We start from the raw sequence: 12238 nt of genomic DNA, 5'->3' as shown, positions 1-12238 counted from the left end.
AAAGAGCCCGATAGAATATCGAACTCTTTATTATCAAAAGATTATTTAATTTTGTCTAAACTTTTGGGTGCACTCTAGATTAATCAGGATTTTTATTTTATACTAGTAATTTAATTTTTCCAAACGGATTTTGTTGAATTTTTCTTTTTCATTATACTCACGAAGTAAGATATATCCTTCTTTACCTACATACGGAGTTACCGCATAATTATCTTTTTCAGAAATAGGGATGATCTCTTGTTTGAATTTTCCATCAATAATAGTATTGATAAACAAGTTCCATCTTTTCTGTTTGGTTACTTCATCTTTTTGATAGTCACGATAAAAAAATACTACATCTTTTCCTCCATTGAGGTATTGTGAAAATAAGTAATCATTATTAGCCCACTTTGTTTTTTCCTTTTTAAAGACCTGAACATTTTTTACTTTGAAATCTTTATCAGTGTAGATATAGACCAGGTCTGTGGTTTTTGGAGTGGTGTACATTTCATCCCCTTTAAATTTTTCCGCAAGAATTCCTACACTTCCATCATTCATAAAATACATATCTTTGGTCTGAAGCCAATAATCATTTTCTAAATAACCGTATCTATTAATTGTAGGCAAAAAACTTTCAAGATCCGGGCTAAAGTTGATCCACTTGCTATCTATGGTAAAGTCTGTTTTGTTGATCATCATTCTTGCATATCCCACAGTTTCAAACTGGTCATAATTTCTGCCTAACAAAACAAATTTGTCATCAAAAGTTTTATCATTATCAAGTTTCCTGTATCCTGACCGGTAAGATTCAATATTATCAAGGGTATTATCTGTTAAAATGCTTTCAATGGGTTTGTTGGATGCTTCTTTTCCGGTTTTCATATCAAGAACTAAAAGACTGAATGTCTTTTGCCCATTGTCCACTTTTTTCATGATAGAATACATATAGTTTTCATCACGTTCCAATACAGCTAAAGTGGTGTAGACTTTTTTATTACCATCGGTATTATATTTATACCTCCATATTTCCTTTTTATTCTCATCAAACCTGATAAGACTGTTGTTGTTTACATACCTATTATAGAGCTTATATTCATGGGCAAAGTATCCTCCTTCTTTCAGTTCTCCTACTGCAGAAACATAGTTGTAGCCCTTTTCTTTTTTTTCATGACTGGTTTCCTTGCGTTGTGCTACCCAGCTTTGAGGTTCATTGATTTCTTTGAAAGTACCATCTTCCTGGTAATCGTAATATATCTTTCTTTTAATTGTATTGGTTTTTGGGTCAATAACCATAGAAATGGGTGTGAATAGTTCTTTGTTTTTTATCAAAGAATAATCCATTATGGAGGGTTTTAAAATGATTTGCCCTTTAAAATCTACATACCCTTTATAGGAAGCTGCTGTAATGTCTCCTTCGAATTCCTTATTGGCAACTGGGTTGAGGTTTTTGTCTAAGATTACATATTCAAACTTTTTGGTCTTCTCACCAGATTTTCCGTAAGAATAGAGAGAAACGTAACCGTAAAGATTGTCTTTATCATCGAATAAAGCATTCATTCCCACATGGTCTCCTGCCGCTAATGCCGTTAAATCTTGGGTTTGGCAAAATGCGAATGTTTGAGTAAGCCCAAACACAATGAACATAATTTTTTTCATCATAAAAATTTGAGGATCAAAAATAGTAAATTAAAGAATATGCCAATAAAAAAGCCCTGATTTCTCAAGGCTTTTATTCTATAGTTTAGAAAGTAAATTTCTGAAGTTGGTCTTCTCATCAATAATTCTTCTCAACTCTGAAACCGGAACTCTTTCCTGCTTCATTGTATCTCTGTCTCTTATCGTTACCGTATGATCCGTTAGAGAGTCGTGGTCAATGGTGATACAATAAGGAGTACCGATGGCATCCTGTCTTCTGTATCGTTTTCCGATAGCATCTTTCTCTTCGTAGAATAAGTTGAAATCATATTTCAGATCATTGAAGATTTTCTCAGCATACTCAGCAAGTCCGTCTTTCTTCATCAAGGGAAGAATCGCTGCTTTAATAGGAGCAATGGCAGGAGGTAAAGATAATACCGTTCTTTCTGAACCGTCTTCCAGTACTTCATCTCTTAAGCAATGAGAGAAGATAGAAAGGAATAATCTGTCTAAACCTACTGAAGTTTCCACTACATAAGGAACATAGTTTTCGTTTCTTTCAGGGTCAAAGAACTGAAGTTTTCTTCCTGAGAATTCCTCGTGAGCCTTTAAGTCGAAATCTGTTCTTGAGTGAATCCCCTCCAATTCTTTAAATCCGAATGGGAAATTGAATTCAATATCTGCTGCTGCATTGGCATAGTGAGCCAGTTTTTCATGATCATGGAATCTGTAATTTTCATTACCTAATCCTAAAGCCAGGTGCCAGTTCAGACGTTTTTGCTTCCATTGCTCGTAGAACTCTAATTCAGTTCCCGGAGCAACGAAGAATTGCATTTCCATCTGTTCAAATTCACGCATTCTGAAGATAAACTGCCTTGCAACAATCTCATTTCTGAAAGCCTTACCAATCTGTGCTATACCGAAAGGAAGCTTATGACGGGAAGTCTTTTGAACATTCAGGAAGTTAACGAAAATACCCTGTGCTGTTTCAGGTCTTAGGTAAAGATCCATTGCAGAATCAGCAGAAGCTCCTAATTTAGTTCCGAACATCAGGTTGAATTGTCTTACTTCTGTCCAGTTTTTAGACCCCGTATCAGGATCAGCAATTTCAAGTTCTTCAATTAAAGATTTTACATCAGCAAGGTCTTCATTTTCTAATGATCTTGCCAATCTTGAAAGAATAGCCTCTCTTTTTGCTCTGTATTCCAATACTTTTGGATTCGTAGCAACAAACTGATCTTTATCGAAAGACTCTCCGAATCTCTTCGCTGCTTTTTCGATCTCCTTATTCTCTTTATCTTCAATCTTAGCACAATAATCTTCTACCAAAACGTCTGCTCTGAAACGTTTCTTAGAATCTTTATTATCAATCAATGGATCGTTGAAAGCGTCTACGTGGCCTGATGCTTTCCATGTCGTTGGGTGCATAAGGATTGCCGAATCAATACCTACAATATTCTCGTTAAGCTGTACCATAGCTTTCCACCAGTATTGTTTGATATTATTTTTAAGTTCAGCCCCGTTCTGTCCATAATCATAAACAGCGGATAAACCATCATAGATCTCACTTGATGGGAAAATAAACCCATATTCTTTAGCGTGAGAAATTACTTTCTTGAAAACATCTTCTTGCTTTGCCATAATTTTTTTAACGTCTGATGTGCAAAAATATGAATTTGGATTCCAAAATCATGAAATTCCATAAAAAAAGCAGTAAATAAAAGTTCAAAAATTTACATTTTTATTTTCAGGAGCTGGGAACCTGCTTTCCGCTGTATCTTTTCCACTTTGCTCCGGCCGCAACAAAAAAGGATGCCGCTGCAATCAGGGCTAGATCGGTGGAAAATTTCTATTTTTGCCTCATGTTAGAAATTCTTTATCGAGACGAGCATCTTATTGCGATCAATAAACCAAGCGGACTATTGGTTCATAAATCTTACTATGCGGGAGAGGCAGATACCTACGCCATTCAGGAATTGAGAGATCAGATTGGGCAGTATGTTTATCCTGCACATCGTTTGGACCGAAAAACTTCAGGTGTTTTGTTATTCACTTTAGATAAAGATACATTGAGAATAATGAACGATCAGTTTGCAACGAGAAAGGTTGAGAAAAAATATTTAGCCATTCTTCGTGGCTGGACAATAGAAGAAGAAACGATTGATTATGATTTGATTAACGAGGACGAAATTCAGCAGAATGCCATTACTTATTATCATCGTTTACAGACTTCAGAAATAGATTTAGCCTTTGGAAAGCATCCGACTTCCCGCTACTGTTTGGTAGAAGCCATTCCGGAAACGGGTAGAATGCATCAGCTGAGAAAGCATTTTAAACATATTTTACACCCTATTTTGGGCTGCCGTCCTTACGGGTGCAATAAGCAGAATAAATTGTGGCTGGAGACTTTCAATATGACCAAGCTGATGCTTCATGCCCACCAATTGGTATTTAGCCACCCCATTACCAATGAAAGGATGACGCTGAATGCCAAGGTAAACGAAGAGTTCAAAAGAGTAGGAGATATTTTGAACCTCGATTTAAGCGTATATTCTTGATTCTGATCAGAAAATCTACTTTATAGATGACATTTATAAAACATTTTGATAAAATGTCATAGGTAAATCGATGGTTAATTTTAAAATGAGTAATTTTGTAAAACTTTTTTTCAATGTACAAAAGCATCATCAGACCTATTCTTTTCAAATTTGACCCGGAAGATGTTCATCACTTTACTTTTTCGGTGCTTAAGAATTTTGGATTTCTTACTAAATTATTTTTCCCTAAACCGATTGAAGACAAGCGTCTGGAAAGAGAAGTTTTTGGATTAAAATTTAAAAATCCTGTCGGATTGGCTGCCGGTTTCGATAAAAATGCAGTGTTATTTAATGAATTGGGTGATCTAGGTTTCGGATTCGTAGAAATCGGGACAGTAACCCCAAAAGCTCAGGCAGGAAATCCTAGGAAAAGATTGTTCCGCTTAATAGAAGATGGCGGAATCATCAATAGAATGGGATTCAATAATGATGGTCTTGAAGCGGCTATTGAAAAACTGAAATCGAACAAAGGAAAAATAATCATTGGTGGAAACATCGGGAAAAACACCAATACAAGCCCGGAAAACTACACACAGGATTATCTGGACTGTTTTGATGGCCTCCATCCTCATGTAGACTATTTTGTATTGAATGTAAGCTGTCCTAATGTGGGAAGCCACGCTAAACTTGAAGATGTAGAATACCTGCGCGAGCTGATTACAGAAGTAAAGAAAATCAACCAGTCAAAAACGATACAGAAACCCATATTACTAAAAATTGCTCCGGATCTTAATAACAATCAATTAGATGAAATTGTTGAGCTTATTGCAGAAACAAAAATTGATGGAGTGATTGTTTCCAATACCTCGGTAAACAGAGAGGGTTTAAAAACTTCATCTGAGATTTTGGAACAAATAGGAAATGGTGGTTTAAGTGGAAAGCCTATTCGTGAAAGAAGTACAAAAATGATCCAATATATTTCGGATAAAAGTAACAGAGCATTTCCAATTATTGGAGTAGGAGGAATTCACTCTGCAAAAGATGCTATTGAAAAATTAGATGCGGGAGCAAGTCTCGTTCAGTTGTATACCGGATTTATTTATGAAGGCCCGGAATTGATTAACGAAATTAATCAGGAGCTTTTAAAAAGAGCAAGTAGATTACCTAGATAAGATAAAGTAAAAGAGTTCATTTTTGAACTCTTTTTTATTTTGACTTTACAATAAGAGCATTGTTTACATCAATAGTAAGAGTATAGGCTGGTAAAGAATCGGATTTACCTACTTTAAACCGTATCATTTTTCCGTCTTTTGATTTTGTTTCAACCGTATCATACATATTTTCCAGGCAGCTTTCGGTAAGGAACTCCTCATATCGTTTGTAATTCCAGTCTTTGGTAAAGTACAGAACCCTGTATCCTTTTTCCCCCTCACTGGCTCCGCATCTCCCACAGGCGTTAAAATTAGAGGAATGCTCAAAGTACAATAATACCCGATTTCCCTTTTCTCCCGAAACATAGGAAAGCAATTCATTTCCACCATATTGATTGATGAAATCAAAAGTGTTGATCTTTTTGCTATTGGGTAGGATCAGATAATTATTATATCGGTAGATCATATCATTACCAGTGAATAATTGGGCTGATCGTACTTTATTTCCTAGATAAAATTTTCCTGAAATAGGATTTTCTTTAGTTTGATCTTCTCCAAATATGATGGATTCTTTTGGGTTGAGGTTTTGCGTAATTTCAGCGATCTTTTCCACTTTCTGTGGTGATGTAATATTTTCTTTAAGCTTGGCCGAATTTTGTTTATGCTTGGTTCCGAAATTGTATAAAGCCAGTTTACCGTGATCATAAATTCCGGTAAGGGGAAGTTTCTTCTGATATTTATCGTAATAATACCAACCCTCCACAAAATACTGATACAGACTGCAATCTGCAATACCAGCATAATGAAGCTGCATGGTGATAGGAACGCCTGCCATTTCTCCCTTGAAAATCTGTGACGAATCTGTAATCTTTTTTAACTCAATTTTTTGACAGAAAAGAATGATAAAGGAGAGGAATAATAATAAGGTAAAGACTTTTTTCATGGTTAAGTGTAGCGTTTTTAAAGAAAGAAGTGGGAAATGGTGTAGATAATCAATCCTACCAGACCACCTACCAATGTACCGTTTACACGGATAAACTGAAGATCTTTTCCTACTTCCAGCTCCAGCTTTTCGCTTAACTCCTTACCCTGCCAGTTTCCTACGGTATTACTGATAAGGCTTCCAAATTGATGGGTGTTTTTCAGAATGTATTTGTAGGCTGTTACACGAACCCAGTGATCAATCTTGTTTTGAAGATTTTCATCTGTTTTTAGGTTTTGTGAAAACTCGTTGAGGTTATTCAACAGATAGTTTTTCAATGCCGAATGATCTTCCTGCAATTCTTTCATCAATGTTTTTTTGATGGAAACCCAAATATCATTGGAATATTCATCAAGTTTATCATTTTTTAGAAGACCGTTTTTGATGGTCCTGAACTCTTCATCCCATTTTGGATCTTCTTTAAGATCAGTAGAAAATTCATGAATTTTTTGAGTGATTAATGTTCTTACTTCGTGTTCCGGATTTTCTTCAATTTCTCTAAAGAAATCAGACAACCCATCTGTAATCTTATCTGCAATTTTAGTATCCACAAAGGATGGAATGAATGAGTAGCTTCCTTTCTTTACACGATCCTGGATCATTTCATCGTTTTCAATAATATACTCCTTGATCTGTTTAGACAGATTGGTGATAATTCTCTGGTGATCATTCTTTTCCAAAATATAATGGATTCCGTTTCCTACCACTTTATTGAGCTTAATATCATCAGTCATATCAGATACTTTTTTACTGATAAACTGGCTTACTGTAGAATCATCAAGTTTATTGAGAATGTCAAGAACAATATCTGCGAGATTTTTGACAAGAATATTTTGATTTTTTTCCTTTCCAAGCCACTCGCCTACAAAGTTGGAAATCTTTATCTTTTGAATATAGGGACGTATATTCTGAGGCGAAAGAAAATTGCTAACGACAAAGCTTCCCAGATTATCCCCTAATCTTTGTTTGCTGTTTTCAATCAGATTCGTGTGAGGAATGGGCAAACCTAAAGGATGGCGGAACAGAGCTGTTACAGCAAACCAATCGGCTAGGGCACCTACCATGGCTGCTTCGGCAAAAGCGCGTACGTAACCAACCCAATGAGAGGGATTGGACTTCTGTAATATAGTTGTAACAATGAAAATAAGGGCCATCAGAACAAATAGACCTGTGGCAAAAGCCTTATATTTTCTAAGCTGTTTTCTTTTTGCTTCGTCATTCATATTCTCAAATTTACTAAATTTGGTTATGAAACTGTTTAATCTTTATAAAAGCTTTAAACACTTTAGGTAACTTAAATGTTTTTAAATCTTGCAGTCCAACTTTAAGAGTTAAAATTTACAATGAAATTCTTAGTTTCAATTATCATATTAATTTTTCTGCAGGGATGTACGCAGAAACAACAACCCATTAAAACCACTTCTATGGAAAATACAGAAGCAAAAAACAATCCATACTATTCAAGAACCGATACTGCAAAGCTGAATATCTCCAATGATGAATGGAAGAAAATTCTGGCTCCCGATCTTTATGCTATTGCGAGAGAAGCTGCCACAGAAAGGGCGTTTACAGGAAAATACAATGAATTCGATGAGGTAGGAGATTACTATTGTGCCGTTTGTGGAAATCATTTATTCCGTTCCACTTCAAAATTTGCAAGCAGCTGTGGCTGGCCAAGTTTCTTTGAAGCTGATAAGGAGGGCGTGTATTATAAAAGAGATCAGGCCTACGGAATGGAGAGGGTAGAAGTTCTTTGTAAAAGATGTGATTCTCATTTGGGACATGTTTTTGATGATGGTCCGAAGCCTACGGGACTGAGATATTGCATGAATTCGGTAAGTCTGGAATTTGTTTCGGATTCACAACAATAAAATCATTTTATCCATTTACTATGGGAGAGGAGAGTCTGGAAAACAGAATACAAGTCTGGATCGCTCTGTCAGAACTATATCTTGATACTGAGCTTCAGGAGTCAGATTTCAAATATGTGGCAAAAATTCTCTTTGAAAGCTCTTTTACTTTTGAGGAAATAAAACGAATTGACCAATATGAAGTTTTTCCGGTCCTCTTTTCAAATCTCTTAAGCCCAGCAGGAGAATGGGCAGGATTTAATGAGCCAATATTGGTTAAAAATATTATGAAATGGATTGAAACAAGAAGTAAGCTGGATATTTTCGCTGTCAAATGTATTTATCTTTTCTATGGTAAGATAAATAGGAGTTATTGGAAAAGAATAGAAGAGATTTATAATCAGATAGATGGAGGAGATCACCGTTAAAGTTTCTTAAATTGAGTTAAACTTTGTGGAGTTATAACTGGCTGGTAATTATGTTTTTATAATTTTGCCCCACTAATTTGGAATTAATATATTATTGAATGAATGGATTTTATGGCGTATTAGGCCTTATTTACATGGTGACGACCTCATTCTATCTTTCTCCAAGAACGGCGGTAAAGAATGAAAATGTCATCACGACAAAAACTGAAAGAGTAACTGACACGAAATCTGAGAAGAATACAGCTGTTGTATCTTCGTCAGAAGCATTATACAATTCAATTACATTTGAACCTGAACACGAACTGAACTACGAAGTATTCTCTAAGGCATTAACAGGATTTGAAAACCTAAAGAAAGCCGGATTGCTTACCCAGGACTCGCATTTATTGACTATCTGCGATTTTTCTATGTCTTCCAATATGAAAAGACTTTGGGTAATAGACCTTGATGACAAAAAAGTAGTATTCAACTCATTGGTTGCCCACGGAAAAAACACAGGCGAAGAATTTGCTACGAATTTTTCTAACACGGAAAGTTCGCGGCAGAGCAGCATGGGATTTTATATCACAGATGCAACCTATCAGGGTGACAACGGATATTCACTGAAGTTACTGGGAATGGATAAAGGATTTAATGATGCAGCGTATAGAAGAGCAATTGTAATGCATGGGGCAGATTATGTAAGCGATGAATTTGCTGCTACACACAAAAGAATCGGAAGAAGCTGGGGATGTCCTGCAATACCAAGGGAACTAACACAATCTATGATCAATACAATAAAAGGAAGAAATTTATTATTCATTTATTATCCTGATCAGAATTATCTTTCCTCTTCGGAATGGTTAAAATCATAAGTATAAAAAGCAGTCATTCAGACTACTTTTTTGAAATCAAAAGGGATAAAAAATCCCTGCATGAATATCATGCAGGGATTTCTTATTATTATTTTTAATTCAGATTATCTGAACTTCTTGAATACTAAAGTGGCATTATGCCCTCCAAAACCAAAGGCATTGCTCAGTGCAAAATTGATATCTTTCTCTTTTGCTTCCCCAAAAACAATATTAATATCTTTCGGAATATTTTCATCAATATGATGAAGATTAATGGTAGGAGGAATAATGCCATTTTGAATAGCCTTAATGGAAAGAATAGCTTCAACGGCTCCGGCAGCACCCAATAAATGTCCTGTCATGGATTTGGTCGCACTGATGTCAAGGTTTTTACTTCCTTTAAAAGCCTTATTAATTGCTTTTAGCTCAACCAAATCTCCTAGAGGAGTGGAAGTCGCATGCGGATTAATATAATCTATATCTTCCATGTTAACACCGGCTTCTTTTACAGCGATCTGCATTGCTTTAATAGCTCCAATACCATCAGGGTGAGGTGCGGTCATATGATAGGCATCTGCCGTCATAGCAGCTCCAGCTAATTCAGCATAGATTTTTGCGCCTCTTGCTTTGGCATGCTCATACTCTTCCAGAATTAAGGCTCCCGCTCCTTCCCCCATCACAAATCCATCTCTTTCTGCATCATAAGGACGGCTGGCTGTAGTAATGTCCTCATTTCTCGTAGACATTGCTTTCATGATAGAAAACCCTCCAATGGATGCAGGGGTAATAGCAGCTTCAGAACCACCACTTACGATTACTTTCGCCTTTCCAAGACGGATGTAATTGAAAGCGTCCATTATTGCGGTATTTCCTGTTGCACAAGCAGAAACCGTTGTATAATTGATTCCCTGAAGTCCATATTTCATGGAGATCATTCCGGAAGCCATGTTGGCAATAAACTTAGGGACAAAAAACGGATTAAAGCGTGGTGTTCCATCACCTTGTGCGAAATCCATTACCTCCTTTTCAAAAGTCCACATTCCGCCTTGTCCTGTTCCCCAGATCACACCTGTGTCAAATGGATCCATATTTTCAAGCTCCAGACCGGAATCTTTTAATGCCTCTGCAGAAGCGTACATTGCATATTGTGTAAAAAGATCACTTCTTTTAATTTCATTATGGGTAAGGTGTACCTTTGGATCAAAACCTTTTACCTCACAAGCAAAGTGTACCTTAAACTTTTCTGAATCGAAATGAGTGATTAACCCTGCTCCGCTAGCTCCGTTAATACTGTTTTGCCAAAAATCTTCGACATTATTTCCCAAGGGAGTCACTGCTCCCAAGCCTGTAATGACAACTCTTTTCATATTTAGTTATTAATTTTAAACAGATTAGATTTTCATGTGGTAAACCCGATTTACCCATGCTTCATTTTCACTTCTTTCTTTTATCATTTTGGTTTTCGTTTGCAATATTATCATTTTTCTTTCGCTACAGACGAATAATTAGACATATTATTTATAGCATAACGAAATAATTTTAGATAAAAGACTTTACTTTTATTATGGTAAACTACTTTTCTATGATCATGGTTACTCCTTGACCTCGAGCGGCACAGATTGAAATAAATCCTTTTCCATTGCCTTTTTCATTCAGAAGTTTGGCTAATGTTGCAATGATTCTTCCACCTGTTGCTGCAAAGGGATGAGCAGCTGCAAGGCTGCCTCCTTTTACATTCAGTTTATTTCTGTCAATTTTTCCAAGAGCCTTCTCCAATCCGAACTGCTTCGCCAGATCATCATTTTCCCAGATTTTGATGGTGGCTAAGACCTGTGCGGCAAAGGCTTCATGGATTTCGTAGTAATCAAAGTCTTCCAGATTCATATTGGCTTTCTTCAACATTCTTTCAGCAGCGAAAACTGGCGCGAGTAACAGGTTTTGTTGATTCTCCACATATTCTATTCCTGCCAATTCTGAAAATGTGATATAAGCCAGAATAGGCAGGTTATTTGCTTTTGCCCAATCTTCACTTGCCAACAAAACGGCAGAAGCCCCATCAGTAAATGGAGTGGAGTTTCCGGCAGTTAAAGTTCCGTTCTGTTTATCAAAGGCAGGTTTTAGCTGAGATAGCTTTTCAAGACTGGTGTCACGGCGTAGATTATTATCTTTCTCTAATCCAAATGCCGGTGTGATCATATCGTCAAAAAATCCCTCATCATATGCTTTTGCCATATTCTGGTGGCTTTTAAAAGCGAGTTCATCCTGATCTTCTCTTGAGATTTTATAATACTTAGCCGTAATCTCAGTATGTCCTCCCATTACCAAACCTGTCTTGGGTTCCTGTCCTTTGTAAGGAATAGGCATCCAGTCTTTCAACCTTGGGCTTAGCAGGTGCTTTAATTTTCCCAATGCAGACTTTTCTTTATTGGCGTTCAAAAGGGCTTTTCTCAATCGGGGAGAAGATTCAAAAGGAATATTGCTCATGGCTTCTACACCGCAAGCTATTCCGCTTTCTATCTGTCCCAACGCAATTTTGTTTCCAATGTAGATGGCTGCCTCAATCCCTGTATCACAGGCTTGCTGAAGATCACAGGCTGGAGTGGCTGGATCCAGTGAAGTGTTCATTACCGCCTCTCGGATGAGGTTACTCTCAGAAATATGCTTGATAACTGCTCCGCCGGCAACTTCTCCAAGTAATTTACCTTTGAGCTGATGGTGGTCTATCAAACCATTAAGGGCAGCAAGCAGAAGATCCTGGTTCCCTTTTTCTGAATAGGCTGTATTCATTCTGGCAAACGGAATCCTGTTATATCCTACAATTGCCACTTTTTTTGTTTCCATAT

General features: G+C 36.6%; 11 protein-coding genes. 5 read left to right on the top strand and 6 right to left on the bottom strand.

Translation table 11 applies throughout. From position 1 onward, the window contains the following. Window positions 1-102: 102 nt before the first annotated feature. Together SCA31_RS05900 and SCA31_RS05895 are read right to left on the bottom strand one after the other, a co-directional pair. On the bottom strand, window positions 103-1635 hold the full coding sequence (locus tag SCA31_RS05900) for a hypothetical protein (RefSeq protein WP_410695968.1): 1533 nt from the start codon (window positions 1633-1635) through the stop codon (window positions 103-105). 78 nt (window positions 1636-1713) lie between these two features. Beyond that, window positions 1714-3255 carry a glycine--tRNA ligase gene (locus SCA31_RS05895; RefSeq protein WP_410695966.1) on the bottom strand — a complete coding sequence of 514 codons (1542 nt, stop codon included), beginning with the start codon at window positions 3253-3255 and terminating at the stop codon, window positions 1714-1716. 221 nt (window positions 3256-3476) lie between these two features. On the opposite strand from SCA31_RS05895, the gene SCA31_RS05890 reads away from it, so the two are divergent. Together SCA31_RS05890 and SCA31_RS05885 are read left to right on the top strand one after the other, a co-directional pair. Beyond that, window positions 3477-4172, top strand: coding sequence for a pseudouridine synthase (locus SCA31_RS05890; RefSeq protein WP_410695964.1), 696 nt, complete (start codon window positions 3477-3479; stop codon window positions 4170-4172). 113 nt (window positions 4173-4285) lie between these two features. Continuing rightward, the gene (locus SCA31_RS05885) at window positions 4286-5323 is read left to right on the top strand and encodes a quinone-dependent dihydroorotate dehydrogenase (protein ID WP_410695963.1); all 1038 of its coding nucleotides are present in this window, start codon (window positions 4286-4288) and stop codon (window positions 5321-5323) included. A gap of 34 nt (window positions 5324-5357) precedes the next feature. Here the strand turns inward: SCA31_RS05885 and SCA31_RS05880 are convergent, their stop codons facing one another. Together SCA31_RS05880 and SCA31_RS05875 are read right to left on the bottom strand one after the other, a co-directional pair. Further along, complete coding sequence (locus SCA31_RS05880; protein WP_410695961.1) at window positions 5358-6245, bottom strand: hypothetical protein; 888 nt, start codon at window positions 6243-6245, stop codon at window positions 5358-5360. 17 nt (window positions 6246-6262) lie between these two features. Next, window positions 6263-7507 carry a DUF445 domain-containing protein gene (locus tag SCA31_RS05875; RefSeq protein ID WP_410695959.1) on the bottom strand — a complete coding sequence of 415 codons (1245 nt, stop codon included), beginning with the start codon at window positions 7505-7507 and terminating at the stop codon, window positions 6263-6265. A gap of 120 nt (window positions 7508-7627) precedes the next feature. On the opposite strand from SCA31_RS05875, the gene msrB reads away from it, so the two are divergent. The 3 genes from msrB to SCA31_RS05860 all read left to right on the top strand — a co-directional run bounded on the left by msrB (window position 7628) and on the right by SCA31_RS05860 (window position 9416). Further along, window positions 7628-8155, top strand: a complete 528-nt coding sequence (msrB, locus tag SCA31_RS05870) for a peptide-methionine (R)-S-oxide reductase MsrB (protein ID WP_410695957.1) — start codon at window positions 7628-7630, stop codon at window positions 8153-8155. Window positions 8156-8175: 20 nt separating this feature from the next. After that, on the top strand, window positions 8176-8562 hold the full coding sequence (locus SCA31_RS05865) for a hypothetical protein (protein WP_410695955.1): 387 nt from the start codon (window positions 8176-8178) through the stop codon (window positions 8560-8562). Window positions 8563-8660: 98 nt separating this feature from the next. Beyond that, complete coding sequence (locus tag SCA31_RS05860; protein ID WP_410695953.1) at window positions 8661-9416, top strand: murein L,D-transpeptidase catalytic domain family protein; 756 nt, start codon at window positions 8661-8663, stop codon at window positions 9414-9416. 104 nt (window positions 9417-9520) lie between these two features. Here SCA31_RS05860 and fabF read toward each other — a convergent pair whose 3' ends face one another. Both fabF and SCA31_RS05850 read right to left on the bottom strand, forming a co-directional pair. Beyond that, complete coding sequence (gene fabF / locus SCA31_RS05855) at window positions 9521-10762, bottom strand: beta-ketoacyl-ACP synthase II (protein WP_410695951.1); 1242 nt, start codon at window positions 10760-10762, stop codon at window positions 9521-9523. Between the two features lie 205 nt (window positions 10763-10967). After that, a complete protein-coding gene (locus tag SCA31_RS05850) occupies window positions 10968-12236 on the bottom strand; it encodes an acetyl-CoA C-acetyltransferase (protein ID WP_410695949.1) in 1269 nt (422 codons plus the stop codon). Between the last annotated feature and the right edge of the window lie 2 nt (window positions 12237-12238).

It is taken from the genome of Chryseobacterium sp. SIMBA_028 (genome assembly GCF_046535285.1).
In the GTDB taxonomy this organism is placed as follows: Bacteria; Bacteroidota; Bacteroidia; order Flavobacteriales; family Weeksellaceae; genus Chryseobacterium.
Note: the sequence above shows the minus strand (reverse complement) of the source record. Positions and strands in the feature narration are given on the sequence as shown.

What these genes read in the sequence shown, in the direction of transcription:
- msrB (WP_410695957.1), top strand. Translation starts at nt 7,628, where the DNA reads ATGAAATTCTTAGTTTCAATTATCATATTAATTTTTCTGCAGGGATGT.
- SCA31_RS05880 (WP_410695961.1), bottom strand. Translation starts at nt 6,245, where the DNA reads ATGAAAAAAGTCTTTACCTTATTATTATTCCTCTCCTTTATCATTCTT.
- SCA31_RS05885 (WP_410695963.1), top strand. Translation starts at nt 4,286, where the DNA reads ATGTACAAAAGCATCATCAGACCTATTCTTTTCAAATTTGACCCGGAA.
- fabF (WP_410695951.1), bottom strand. Translation starts at nt 10,762, where the DNA reads ATGAAAAGAGTTGTCATTACAGGCTTGGGAGCAGTGACTCCCTTGGGA.
- SCA31_RS05860 (WP_410695953.1), top strand. Translation starts at nt 8,661, where the DNA reads ATGAATGGATTTTATGGCGTATTAGGCCTTATTTACATGGTGACGACC.
- SCA31_RS05890 (WP_410695964.1), top strand. Translation starts at nt 3,477, where the DNA reads ATGTTAGAAATTCTTTATCGAGACGAGCATCTTATTGCGATCAATAAA.
- SCA31_RS05900 (WP_410695968.1), bottom strand. Translation starts at nt 1,635, where the DNA reads ATGAAAAAAATTATGTTCATTGTGTTTGGGCTTACTCAAACATTCGCA.
- SCA31_RS05895 (WP_410695966.1), bottom strand. Translation starts at nt 3,255, where the DNA reads ATGGCAAAGCAAGAAGATGTTTTCAAGAAAGTAATTTCTCACGCTAAA.
- SCA31_RS05865 (WP_410695955.1), top strand. Translation starts at nt 8,176, where the DNA reads ATGGGAGAGGAGAGTCTGGAAAACAGAATACAAGTCTGGATCGCTCTG.
- SCA31_RS05850 (WP_410695949.1), bottom strand. Translation starts at nt 12,236, where the DNA reads ATGGAAACAAAAAAAGTGGCAATTGTAGGATATAACAGGATTCCGTTT.
- SCA31_RS05875 (WP_410695959.1), bottom strand. Translation starts at nt 7,507, where the DNA reads ATGAATGACGAAGCAAAAAGAAAACAGCTTAGAAAATATAAGGCTTTT.